The 12,812-nt window shown below is 68.5% G+C and carries 7 protein-coding genes; 3 read left to right on the top strand and 4 right to left on the bottom strand.

Annotated elements, in window-relative coordinates; all coding sequences use genetic code 11:
* Positions 1 to 16 precede the first annotated feature (16 nt).
* From O7543_RS14005 to O7543_RS14015, 3 genes are read right to left on the bottom strand one after another with little or no spacing between them, the layout of a single operon-like run.
* Complete coding sequence (locus O7543_RS14005; RefSeq protein WP_281567442.1) at positions 17 to 1,534, bottom strand: class I SAM-dependent DNA methyltransferase; 1,518 nt, start codon at positions 1,532 to 1,534, stop codon at positions 17 to 19.
* Positions 1,531 to 2,922 carry a restriction endonuclease subunit S gene (locus O7543_RS14010; protein WP_281567443.1) on the bottom strand — a complete coding sequence of 464 codons (1,392 nt, stop codon included), beginning with the start codon at positions 2,920 to 2,922 and terminating at the stop codon, positions 1,531 to 1,533. Before O7543_RS14010 ends, O7543_RS14005 begins: the two co-directional genes overlap by 4 nt.
* Entirely contained in the window at positions 2,919 to 6,422 is a 3,504-nt protein-coding gene (locus O7543_RS14015) for a type I restriction-modification enzyme R subunit C-terminal domain-containing protein (protein ID WP_281567444.1), read from the bottom strand. The genes O7543_RS14010 and O7543_RS14015 overlap by 4 nt, the downstream gene beginning before the upstream one ends.
* A 180-nt stretch (positions 6,423 to 6,602) precedes the next feature.
* On the opposite strand from O7543_RS14015, the gene O7543_RS14020 reads away from it, so the two are divergent.
* Positions 6,603 to 7,454 carry a hypothetical protein gene (locus O7543_RS14020; RefSeq protein WP_281567445.1) on the top strand — a complete coding sequence of 284 codons (852 nt, stop codon included), beginning with the start codon at positions 6,603 to 6,605 and terminating at the stop codon, positions 7,452 to 7,454.
* Between the two features lie 131 nt (positions 7,455 to 7,585).
* The gene (locus O7543_RS14025; RefSeq protein ID WP_281553417.1) at positions 7,586 to 9,529 is read left to right on the top strand and encodes a galactose oxidase early set domain-containing protein; all 1,944 of its coding nucleotides are present in this window, start codon (positions 7,586 to 7,588) and stop codon (positions 9,527 to 9,529) included.
* Positions 9,530 to 9,541: 12 nt separating this feature from the next.
* Here O7543_RS14025 and O7543_RS14030 read toward each other — a convergent pair whose 3' ends face one another.
* Positions 9,542 to 10,609, bottom strand: a complete 1,068-nt coding sequence (locus tag O7543_RS14030; RefSeq protein WP_281553416.1) for a glycoside hydrolase family 6 protein — start codon at positions 10,607 to 10,609, stop codon at positions 9,542 to 9,544.
* 147 nt (positions 10,610 to 10,756) lie between these two features.
* Between O7543_RS14030 and O7543_RS14035 the strand changes: the two genes are divergently transcribed.
* Positions 10,757 to 12,772: a glycosyltransferase family 2 protein gene (locus O7543_RS14035; RefSeq protein WP_281567446.1), complete on the top strand. Its 2,016-nt coding sequence runs from the start codon at positions 10,757 to 10,759 to the stop codon at positions 12,770 to 12,772.
* The last annotated feature ends 40 nt before the right edge of the window (positions 12,773 to 12,812 follow it).

Consider the following 12,812-nt stretch of genomic DNA (forward strand, 5'->3'; position numbering starts at 1 on the left):
ACCTCGTTTAGCAGCCTCAGGACGCCTCCGACAACGGTAGGCCGGCGTTGGCGTCGGAGCGATTTGTGAACGCTTCGGCAATGGCGGTGAACTCGCGTAGGGCGGCTTGTAGGTCTTCGACGATCTCCTGGGCGATGACCTCGGGTGGCAGCAGCGCGTCGGCGTCCTCCAGTGAGGCGTCCTTCAGCCACGTGATGTCCAGGTTGACCTTGTCCCGGCTCAGCAGCTCGTCGTAGTCGTACGCCCGGAACCGCTCACTCTCCACCCGCTCGGCCCGGTCCTTGCCCGGCAGGTAGCAGTCGACGAACTCCTGCAGGTGCTCCCGGCGCAGTGGGTTCTGCTTGAGCGTGAAGTGCTGGTTGGTCCGGAAGTCGTATACCCAGAGCTTGCTGGTCCACGGCTCCTCGCGGGCGCGCTTGCGCTCGAAGAACAGCACATTGGCCTTGACCCCACCGGCGTAGAAGATGCCGGTCGGCAGCCGCAGCATGGTGTGCAGGTCGTACTGCTTGAGCAGCCGCCGCCGGATCGTCTCCCCCGCCCCGCCCTCGAAGAGCACGTTGTCGGGCAGCACCACCGCGGCCCGCCCGTCGATCTCCAGCATCGAAGCGATGTGCTGCACGAAGTTGAGCTGCTTGTTCGACGTCGTCGCCCAGAAGTCGGCGCGCTCGATCTCCCGCTCCTCGCGGCTGGCCCGCCCGTCCTCACCGATCATGCGGATCGACGAGCTACGCCCGAACGGCGGGTTGGCCAGCACCAGGCTGACCTTGCCGTCAGGCTCCCGCCCGAGCGAGTCGCGGACGTCGATCAGCGACGGGCCGCTCGCCGTACCAATGCCGTGCAGCAGCATGTTCATGGCGGCGAGCCGCGCGGTGCCGTCGACCAGCTCGGTGCCGGTGATCCCACCGTTGGCCAGGTGCCGGGCCTGGTCGCGGGTCAGGCTGTCGCCGTGGTGCCGCTGGATATGGTCGTACGCCGACAGCAGGAACCCACCCGTGCCGCACGCCGGGTCGGTGATCGTGTCGCCCGGGGTCGGCTGCACGCAGTCGACGATCGCCTCGATCAGCGCACGCGGCGTGAAGTACTGCCCGGCACCCGACTTGGCATCCTCCGCGCCCTTGGCCAGCAGTTCCTCGTACGCGTCGCCCTTGACGTCGACGCCGGCCTGCGACCACTGCTCCTTGTCGATCAGGTCGACGATCAGCTTCTTGAGCTTCGCAGGGTCCTGGATCTTGTTCTGCGCCTTGCGGAAGATCGTTCCGAGCGTGCCGGACTCCTGCCCGAGCCCGCGCAGGATGTTGCGGTACTGCACTTCCAGCCGGACACCGTCGCTGTCGAGCAGCGTCTGCCAGCTCAGGTCCACCGGCACGATCTGCTCCGGCTTGAGCGGCCGGTTGGCCCGCTCGTCGGCCATCTTCAAGAACAGCAGGTACGTCAGCTGCTCCACGTAGTCGATCGTGGAGACCCCGTCGTCGCGCAGTACGTCGCAGTAGTTCCACAGCTTCTGCACCAGCCGGCGCGAATCCACGTTGCTCACAGCGGCAACTCTCCCTGCTGAAAATCGGTCCCGATCGCCCTGGTCGCGGGCGCTGCCAGCTCCTTGGCCGTACGCCGACCCCGCTGCTTCGGCACCACCACCCGTTGCGCCCGGATGCGCGCCAGCAACTCGGATGCCGGCTCATCTGCCGGATCCTGCTCCACCAACCGCCCCGCAAACGCCTCCGCCAGCAGCGCCTCACGCAGCCGCCCAGCCCTCACCTTCGCGAGCTGAACCGAGTCCGCCAGCCGAGCCAGTGCGTCCAGCCGATCCTTGGTCTGCGCGACAATCGCCCGCTGCTCCTCAATCGGTGGCACGGGGAATTCGACTTCCTTGAAACGGCTCGCCGACAGGTGCGCGATGTTGGTGGTGATTCGCACTTCTTTGATGAAACGCCGCGCGTGCATGTGCCTGCGGAACACCAGCAACGCCCACTCAGGATCGATACCATCGTGTGCCCTGAACCGCAGTAGGCTATTGGTGAAGGCCATTTCCGCTGGCTCACCCCGGTACATGGCGGGTCGCCCGAGATACTCCGGGCTCTGCCCCTCGTTCAGCAGGATGTCACCAGGCGTCAGCCGGAAACGCTCGAACACCTCGGGTGGGAAGTCCATCTGCATGACGTCGCGCAGGTCGAGCCGATCCTCAAAAACGTTGGCCACCCGGAGGTACGGCCGCATGTGCGGCCCGGTGTGCCAGTCGGGATGCCGCTGACGACCAAGGTCTACCTTGCCAGCCTGGCCGACCGTCACCACTCGCCATCCAGGCCTGCCAGTAATCGGCACCGACTCAACCAACACGCGCTTCGTAAGCATTTTCAGCCGAGCGCCACTTGAGGTGACGTTTGCGACTGCCACGTCGCAATGAGAAAGCAGCGTTTCGAGCGAACCGATCATTCGACGTTGCTCGGCGAGCGGTGGGACCGGGATGGCAAGATTTTCCAGGTAGCCGCGCGGGACTCGTCTGAGCCCTACGGCCCCGGTCATCGCGCGCGCAGCGTCCCGCCGGACCGAGTCCTGTAGCAGGTAGTAGGCAAGATAGTCAGGGTCGATTGCCCCGTGGGATCGCAGCGAGAACAGCTCGGTGCTCCCCATACCCCGACCGGACGACAGACCACGTGCGACCGCGATCTTGCCGTTCTCCATGCATGGTGTCACTTTGGCGAATAAGACATCGCCTTCCTGAAATCGCGTCAGGGATCGCTGCTTCAACTCTCCGTAGGGTGCCGTCTGCGAAGCATCCAACTGCCCAGACTCAGCTTCGACCGACGCCATCGGAACGAATGAGATGTGCTCATCGTCGTCTGGCTCGGCATCGAAGCGCCGTTGGTTAATGGCAACGATTTCCGAAAGGGGTGCCAACTCCCAGCCTGGGGGTAGGTCGCTCATGCGGTCAGTTCCTGGTTGAGTTCGGTGATGAGGGGTTCGGCCTGGGCGCCGAAGGCTTGGATGTAGCCGTCGATGCCGCCGCGTTCGGTGAACGGGGCGCCATCCAGGTCGTCGGGGGTGACGGCAACGCTTGCCGCTATCACGTTCTTGATCCTTTCCAGCCACCAGACTTGCTCGGGGGTGAAGGCGGTGCCGGCCTGCTCCTGGCGCAGCAGCCAACCTTGGAAGCGTTCTTCGACGACCGACCGGTACGGGCGCAGCTCCTGGTCGAGGCCCAGCTCGTAGCGGACCAGGGTGATCAGGTCGGTGACGCCTCGGTCGCCGGGTGCTTCGGCGGTGCGGCCGAGCATCTCGTACGCTTCCCACAGCCGGGCCGGGGTCCACGCCTGCGGAGGTCGGGAGATCCGCGCCGCCAGCTCTTTGAGCTGGTCGAAGTCGACCCGGCCTTTGCCGTCGAAGAAGACCTGCAACGCGGTGATCTCGTCGCGGTGTTCTTCGAGGTACGCGTGCCAGCTGTGGACGACCTTTTGAGCACGTTCGGCTGCCGGCACCCCGGCGGCTGAGACCAGTCGGTCGGCGTTAACCTCGTCGATGGTGATGTCGTGGGCTCGGCGGATCTCCAGGATGCGGTGCCGCAGCTCCGGTGCGGCGGCGAGCGGGCGGAGCGCTTCGGCGAGCAGGTCGCGGACCGCGTCGGGGCCGGCGGCGTGGGCGGGGATGAGCGATTCGGGGGCGACGGCGTCGGTGAGCCGGCGGGCGATGGCAGCCAACGGTTGGCCGTCGGCGAGGTCGGTCAACTCGGCGCGTTCGTCGTCGGTGAGTTGGCGTTCGAGCCGGGCCAGCCGGGCGGCCAGGGTCGCCACCTCGTCGGCGTCGGCGGTGAGAGTGCCGGCTTTGCCGAGCAGTTCCTTCAGGGAGATCTGTGCTTCGGTGCGCCGGTGCAGCGGCACCGCCTCGTCCAACTCCTGCTCGGTGACGCCAACCGCGTCGACAATGACGAACCGGTCCTTGACCTGGGCGTCCGGGGTGACGGATTGGAAGTCGGCGGGGTCGATGGTGCGGGCGCCCCGGCCTTTCATCTGCTCGAAGTAGGTGGCGGTGCGCACGGGGCGCAGGAAGAAGACGCATTCGAGCGGCCGGACGTCGGTGCCGGTGGCGATCATGTCGACGGTGACGGCGATCCGCAGCTCCGGGCTGTTGCGCAGCGCCTGGATCAGCTCGTCGGGGTTGTCGCCGGTGCGCCGCGACGCGTACGTGATCTTGGTGGCGAAGTCGTTGCCGCGGCCGAAGACGTCGCGGACCATGGTGACGATCTCTTCGGCGTGGTTGTCGTCCCGAGCGAAGATCAACGTCTTGGGTACGGTCGTGCGGCCGGGGAAGATCTCGGTGAAGAGTCGGTCCCGGAAGGTCTCCAGCACCAGTTTCAGCTGGCCACGGGAGATCACCGTGCGGCCGACGTCCTTACCGACGTAGCTGAAGTCCTCCTCCAGCTCCTGGTAGCGCTCGGCGCGGGTGCGCCGGTCGCGCAGCGGCACCACCGTCTTCGCCTCGATGGTCGAGCCGGCGTCGGTGATCTCGGTGCGGATCCGGTAGACGTCGAAGCCGACGTTGACCCCGTCGGCGACCGCCTGCTCGTAGGTGTACTCCGAGACCAGATTTTGTCGGAAGAAGCCGAGGGTCTGCTTCACCGGCGTGGCGGTCAGCCCGACCATGAAGGCGTCGAAGTACTCGAGCACCGCCCGCCACTTGCCGTAGATCGACCGGTGGCATTCGTCCACAATGATGAGATCAAACGCTTCCGGTGGGATAGCCGGGTTGTAGGCGACCTGCGCCGGTTCATCCAGGTCATAGCTGTCGTACGCCTGGTCGTCGACGTCGACGTCCGGCAGCTCCCGCCCGGCCAACGCGCCGTAGAGCCGCTGGATCGTGGAGATCACCACCGCCGACGAGCCGAGCATGCCGGCCCCGGCCAGCCGGTCCACGTTGAACAACTCGGTGAACTTGCGCCCGTCCCCCGGCGTGGCGTAGCCGGCGTACTCGCGCAGCGTCTGCCGGCCCAGGTTGTTGCGGTCGACCAGGAACAGAATGCGGACTGCCTTGGCGTGGTGCAGCAGCCGGTAGCTGCTGGTCACCGCCATGAACGTCTTCCCCGCACCGGTCGCCATCTGGATCAGCGACCTAGGCTTGTCTGCGGCCAGCGCGCCTTCGAGGCCGCGTACCGCGTCGATCTGGGCTTGGCGCAGCCCCTCCTCCGCAAGCGGCGGAAGTTGCCGCAGCCGGGCCCGCAGCGTCGGGGCCGCCGGGTCGTCGTCGGCCTCGCGCATCCAGCGCGCGAGCGTCTCCGGCTGGTGAAAGGCGAAAACCTCCCGGGTACGCGGCTGCGGGTCCAGCCCGTTGACGAACGCCGTCTCGGTGCCGGTGGCGACGTAGCCGAACGGCAGCGGCGCGTCCCGCCGCCAGGCGGAGATTCGCTGCTCGCGGGTCAGCCCGCGCAGGTAGCGGTCCAGCTGCGCCTCCACCCCACGCGGCGCGGTGCCTTCCCGCTTGGCTTCGATCACCCCGACCAGTTTCTGCTGTACGTAGAGCAGGTAGTCGGCCCGGCCGGTGGCCAGGGTGACCTCCCGTACGGCGACACCGGCGACCCCGGTCCCCGCGTACAGATTGATCTGGGTTTCGTCCTGGACCTGCCAGCCGGCGGCGATGAGCTGCCGGTCGATCTCGACCCGGGTCTGCACCTCGTTGAGCGGCTCGGCCGACGCGCGCCGGGCGCGGCTGATGAACGCCTCGCGTTTCGCCGCCGACACCTTCGCCGGCGCACGGGCGGCGAACTCCGCACTGGCCACCGTCATCTGCGGCTCCAGGTCCGCGACCAGCTCGGCGGCGACCGTACGGCGGGCCGCCGACTCGGTGACTGCCCGGTCGGCAGCGGCTTCCGCCGCAGCCTGCGCCGCCGCCACCGACGGCTGTCCGTCGAGCAGAAGTTTCGCCTCGGCCAGCTCCTGGCGGTAGCGGTCCAGCTCGGCCTGCAGGCCGACGACGATGTGCTGTGGCACCTGCTGCGGTGGCGGGCTGGGCGGCACGAAACCGATCGGGCGGCGGTCGTCGGTCAACGCCCGGTGGAACCACACCCCCAGCTCGAAGCAGTCGCGCAGCAGCTCCAGCGCGGTCCGTACCTGGTCGAGGTGGTCGTGCACGGCCTGGTTGCCGACCTTGCGCAGCCGGGTGAACGCCTCGTTGATCTTCGGCGTGAGTACGCCGTTGGCGTTGAGTGCCTGCACCTGGTCGACGAACCTGTCACTGCTGGCCTTGGTGCCGGTGCGATTCACCAGCTCACGGGCGAGAGTGTCGCCGAACGCCCGCGCCTTGAACATCGACGACTGGGCGTCCACGTAGATCAACGACTCGGCGCCGACGCCGTACCAGACCAGCAATCCATGATCCACAAGGAACCCGAAGTTGGCGGACTGGTTGGCGAGACGCCGGATTCGTTGATGATCCACAACTCTCCACAGGGGTACGACCGATGTAGAACGCCAGAGCCTATCCATGCTCGGGCCGACACGGCATCGGCCGGAAAGTATCTGTTCGATACCGATCGGGCAGGCTCCGCCGGTCCGTCAAGGTGGTTGCGGGACTGACCCCGGGCAGCAGCCGGCAGCGACCCGGTGAATGATGGCCGGGTGAGCGAGTACCAGTACTACGACTTCCGTGCCATCGACCGGCCACTCGACGAGCAGCAGATGGCTGAGCTCCGTACGCTGTCCACCCGGGCGGAGATCACCCGTACCAGCTTCACCAACGTGTACCACTTCGGCAGCTTCGGCGGCGATCCGCTCGCCATGGTCGAGGAGTACTTCGACGCGCACCTCTACATCACCAACTGGGGCACCCGGCAGCTGGTGCTGCGGCTGCCGCTGCGGCTGCTCGACCTGGAGACCGCCCAGCAGTACTGCTGGGCCGAGCCGGCCGAGGCGTACCAGTCGGGCGACAACCTCATCCTGAACTTCTTCAGCGAGGACCCCGACGGCGTCGAGGACTTCGACCGCGACGGTGAGGGCTGGCTCGCCAGCATCGTCGGCGTCCGCGACCAGCTCGCGGCCGGCGACTACCGTGCCCTCTACCTGGCCTGGCTGTTCCTCATCCAGGACGGGGAGTTCGGCGACGAGGCGACCGAACCGGCGGTGCCGGCCGGGCTCGGTGACCTGACCGGCGCGCTGCACGAGTTCGCCGAGTTCCTGCGGATCGACCCCGACCTGATCGCCGCCGCGGCGCAGGGCAGTGCCCCGGAGGCCGCGGGCGCCGCCGCTGACCCGGCCCGGCTGGCCGACTGGATCGCTCAGCTGCCCTCCGCCGACAAGGACACCGCGCTGCTCGGCCTGCTGCAGGGCGACGGGCTGGCCGTCACCGCCGAACTACGGCAGCGGTTCCGGGCCGACACCGGCACGGCGGCGGCAGACCCTGCCGGCAGCAAACCGCGCACCATCGGCGAGCTGCTCGACGCGGCGGAGACGATCCGGGAGCAGAGCGAGTAGTTCGACCGGGTGTAGTCCCAACGGCCGACCACGACTGGGCCGATGACCCACCGCCGCTGCGGCGGGCGGTCGGGCTCGCCGGCCCGGTCGGCCGCTCCACAGTGGCGATTGCGGCGGCTAGCGTGCAGCGGGTGAAGTGGCCTACCCCCGCAACCCTGCGCCACCGCGTCCTGCTACCCGTACTCGGCGTAGCGATACTACTCAGCGCGAACGTGCCACCACTGTACGGTTTTGCCAGTGACTGGCTGCACGAGCGCAAGCTCAACAGCGCCGAGTACCAGCGGGAGCACGGCTACTGGCAGGTCCTCGAACTCCCCGAGGACCAGCGGGTCAACGCGATCCACGCCGCGCTGCTGCCCACCGGCAAGGTGCTGCTGATCGCCGGCTCAGGCAACGACCGGGAGCAGTTCGACGCCGGCACGTTCAAGACCCTGCTGTTCGACCCGGCGACCGAGCGGACCGAACTCGTGCCGACCCCGGAGGACCTGTTCTGCTCCGGGCACTCGTTCCTGGCCGACGGCAACCTGCTCGTCGCCGGCGGCACCCAGCGGTACGAGGTCCTCGAACCCGACATCGACCGGGCCGGCGGCACCATGCTGGTCAAGAACGAGTCCCCGGACGGCGGTCCGCGCAGTTTCGTCAAGGGCACCGAGTTCGTCGCCCCGGACGGGCGGCGCTACTCCGCCGGGCACGACTTCGTCGTACCGCCGGCCACCAAGACCGACGGACCGGCGGGCCGGGTCGTCGTCACCGCAAGCGAGACGGAGGTGTGGGTCGATGCTGCCGGGTTCGGCGACGAGTACGTCGTCGAACGGCAGACCCAGTACCGGGTCAACGGCCTGGTCGGCGACGAGGTGCAGGACATCTACGGCCTGGCCGACGCGATCACCATGGACAAGCAGGACTACCAGGGACTCGACGCCGCGTTCGAGTTCAACCCGTGGACCGAACGGTACGAGCGGGTCGACGACATGCACGTCAAACGCTGGTACCCGACGCTGACCACGCTGCCCGACGGGCAGGTGCTCACCGTGGCCGGGCTCGACGGCAGCGGCCAGGTCCTCGACGGCACGCAGCACGAAACCTACGACCCGCAGACCAGGAGCTGGACCCTGCGACCCGACCTGGAACGGTACTTCCCGACGTACCCCAGTCTGTTCCAGACCGCAACGCCCGACCTGCTGTTCTACACCGGATCGAACGCCGGCTACGGACCCGACGACCAGGGCCGCGAACCCGGCCTGTGGGACCTGAGCGACAACACGTTCACCGAGGTCGACGGGCTACGCGACACCGACCAACTGGAAACCAGCATGAGCGCCTGGGCCGGCCCGGTGCAGGAGCAGCGGATCATGGTCGTCGGCGGCGGCGGGGTCGGCGAGTCGGCCCTGTCCAGCGACCGAATCGACCTCATCGACCTGACCTCGGACAACCCCCGGTTCACCCCCGGTCCGGACCTGCCGGACGGGACCCGCTACCCCAACCTGGTGCAGCTGCCCGACGACACCGTGCTGATCACCAACGGCGCCAGCGACTACCGGGGTCGCGGCCTCAGCGACAACCACACCGCCCGGATCTTCCACCCGGACAGCAACACTCTGACGGTTGCCGCCGACCCCCATGTCGGTCGTAACTACCACTCGGCGGCGTTGCTGCTGCCCGACGGCCGGGTGCTCACCGTCGGCTCCGACCCGCTGTTCCGCGACGCCAAGAACAGCATCAGCGGTGAGTTCGAGCAGCGGCTGGAGCTGTACTCCCCGCCGTACCTGTTCGGCGGTGTGCGTCCGGTCCTCGGCAGCGTGCCGGAGCGGATCGAACGTGGCGGCAGCGTCACAGTGATCAGCCCGCACGCCGACCGGATCGACCGGGTGCGGCTGATCCGGCCGGGTGCCGCCACCCACATGCTCAACAACGAGCAGCGGTCGGTGGCAATCGACTTCACCCCTGCCAGCACGGGACGACTGGAGCTGAACCTGCCGGAAGAGGCGACGATCCTGCCGTCCGGGCCGTACCTGCTGTTCGCCATCGACACCGACGGGGTGCCGTCGGTCGGCGTACCGGTGATGGTGCGCTGAGCGGGCGGTCACTCACCCCGCCTTGCCGAGCAGTTCGAGGGCGTACTCGGGCCACCACCCGCCGGCGGGCGGCTCGCCCGGCCGGCAGTCGCCGTCGGACTCCCCCGGACGTTTGATCCACAGCAGGGCGTCGACCCGGTCCAGTCCGGTCGTCGTAGTCGGTGATTCCCCCAGTGACCGGCCGGGCGGGTTGCACCAGGACGGACCACCGTCGACGGTGGCACCGTCGACCGGCCCGGCGCCGTTGCGGCTGGTGTCGACGACGAACCTGGTACGCCCGTCGAGTTCGTCGGACAGCCGCCGGCCGTAGTCGACGTTCTCCTGCGTACCGATGAAGTTGGAGACGTTCAGCGCGAAGCCGTCGGCTTGCCCGATCCCGGCCCGGCGCAGCGCGTCGGCCAACCTCGGCAGGTCGGCGACCCAGCGGGCGTGGCCGGCGTCGAGATACACCTGGGCGCTGCCGGTCTGCTTGAGCACGGCGACCGCATCGGCGAGCAACGCGAACCGTTCGTCGGCGGAGCCCGCGCCGCAGCTGTCCAGGCTGTGCGCCACAGCGTCCGGTTCGACGATCACCGTGACCGGACGACCGGCGATTCCGGCCGCGAACTCCCGGACCCAGGCCCGGTAGTCGTCGCCGTCGACCGCACCGCCGCCGCTGAAGCTGCCGCAGTCCCGGTCCGGGATGTGGTACGCCACCAGCACCGGCATGCCGCCGGCAGCGTCGGCCCGGGTCAGCACGGTGTCGACGCCGGCGCGTACCGCGGTGGTGCTGCTGGTGACCCAGACCGCTGTCGGCTGCTCACTGATCCGTCGGAGCCGGTCGGCGTCACCGGTGCGGCCGGCCGCCACCCAGGCGGTGACCTGGTCGGCGGCGGCTCCGGTCGGGTCGACGAACAGCTCCGCTCCGGCGAGCGGCACCGCGACCGGCGGGCCGCTGGCGCCAGTGGTGCGGGCATCGGTGATCTGGTCGCCGAGATCACCGGCCGGCTCCGTCGGGGCTGTGCCGCAACCAGCCAGCAACGCCAGGAGCGAGCCGACGGAAAGCGCGGACGTCGACCGGCGGACCATCGACCACAGCACCGTTCGTCCTCCGTCAGTGGCGTAAAGCACGGCCGAGACTAGCTCAACTGGCTGATTCGGGCAGACTTCCCCGGTGCCATAGGATCGACGAAACCGTCGGTCGGGGCGTGCGGCCGGTGGGCACGACTGCGGGGCGGCTTGCTGCTTGTGGCGGAACCATTCGACATCCCGGTGTACGGCCGGTCCTGGGCTCGACTCGAATCCTATAGCCGGCTCGCTGGTTCGCTGACCGATCCGCCGGAGGGCGTGCCGTACCGGGTCCGCTACCGCAGCATGCATGGAGCGCACGGTAGCCGGCAGATCGTCACCGCGGTACTGATCGCGCTGGCGAACATCTGCTTCGAGGTGTTCTTCTTCGTCTGGCTGCTGCAGCCGGGGCACTTCGCCGACACCAATCCCGGTCCGGTGGCCGAGGCTGCCCGGCTCGCCAATGTCTTCGTCATCTGCTCCATTGCCGTCGTCGAGGCGTTACGGCTGGTCAACGTACTGTCGCTGTCGCTGGCCTCGGTGATCGCGCGGGATCCGGTGCCGGTGGTCCCGCCCCGAGGGCTGCGGGTCGCCTTTCTCACCACGATCGTGCCGAGCAAGGAACCGGTCGCGGTGGTCCGCGACACGCTGCGAGCGGCGAAGCGGATCCGGCACCGGGGCGTCTTCGACATCTGGCTGCTCGACGAAGGCGACGACGCCGAGGTGAAGGCGATGTGCGACCAGCTCGGCGTGCGACATTTCACCCGCAACGGCATCGAGCGGTACAACCAGCGGCGCGGACCGTTCCGGGCGAAGACCAAGCACGGCAACTACAACGCCTGGGTCGACGCGCACGGCGACGGCTACGACGTCTTCCTCTCCGTCGACCCCGACCACGTGCCGCTGGCCAACTTCGCCGAACGGATCCTCGGCTACTTCCGCGACCCAGACGTGGCGTACGTCGTCGGCCCGCAGTGCTACAAGAACGGCGAGGCGTTCGTCACCCGGGCCGCCGAGTCGCAGCAGTTCCCGTTCCACAGCGTGATCCAGCGAGCCGCCAACGCGTACGGCACGTCGATGCTGGTCGGCACCAACAACGCGGTACGGATCAGCGCGTTGCGCAGCATCGGCGGGTTGGCCGACTCGATCACCGAGGACATGGCGACCGGGCTGGCCGTGCACACCACCCGCAACCCGTCGACCGGCCGTCGGTGGAAGTCGGTGTACACCCCGGACGTGCTCTCCGCCGGCGACGGCCCGGCCAGCTGGAGCGACTACTTCTCCCAGCAGCGGCGCTGGTCGCGGGGCACCTTCCAACTGCTGTTCGGCCGCTACTGGCTGCGCTTCCCCCGGCTGTCCGCCGGTGGGATGCTGCACTACACCCTGATCACCACCTTCTATCCGTCGATGGCCGTCGCCTGGCTGCTCGGCATCGTCAACGCGGTGCTGTTCCTGGCTCTCGGCGTCAGCGGCATGACGATCTCACCGCAGATCTGGTTCGCCCTCTACACCGACGCCACCGCCTTCTCGCTCTGGCTCTACCTGCACAACCGGCGGTACAACGTCAGCCCGTACGAGGCACCCGGTTCCCGCGGGCTCAAGGGCATGCTGATGTCGATCATCTCGGCACCGATCTACGCCGGGCAGTTCGTCAGTACGCTGCTGCGTCGGCCGGCCCGGTTCGTGGTCACCCCGAAGGGGGCGCACAGCAGCAGCGACGGCTTGTACACGTTCCGGGCGCACCTGGGCTGGTTGGCGGTGCTCGCCGCGGCGGTCGGGGTCGCCGTTGCCCGCGACTACGCCAGCCTGCCGTCGCTGCTCTGGCCCGGCGTGGCGCTGCTGATCTGTCTGCTACCGGTCGCGCTGTGGCGACGGGACCTCCGCCGGCGTTCCCACCCGGTGCCCACGGGTGACAGCGGTAGCGACGGCGGACCACCGACGATCGAGGAGGTACGTGGTCCGGACCGGGCCGGGGACATCACCATGGAGATCCCACGAGCGCTGCTGGCGGCGCATCTGGCCAGCCGGTCGGTCGACGACCAGCCCGACGACGTCTCCGCCACGATGATCCTGCCCCGGATCGAGGTACCCCGGCAGGCCGGTCCGCCCGCCGTCGAGCAGACCAGGCCGCACGCCGTCGAGCAGACCAGGCCGCACGACCGGTCGCCTCGGGACAACGACATGGGGAGCCGGTGAGCCGACGGACCGGGACGAACACCCGCAATCGACGAATGGT

It is taken from the genome of Solwaraspora sp. WMMA2080 (assembly GCF_027497395.1).
GTDB lineage: Bacteria > Actinomycetota > Actinomycetes > Mycobacteriales > Micromonosporaceae > Micromonospora_E.

Bases quoted from the DNA above. Each gene is read 5' to 3' on its own strand.
- O7543_RS14010 (WP_281567443.1), bottom strand. From the start codon at position 2,922: ATGAGCGACCTACCCCCAGGCTGGGAGTTGGCACCCCTTTCGGAAATC.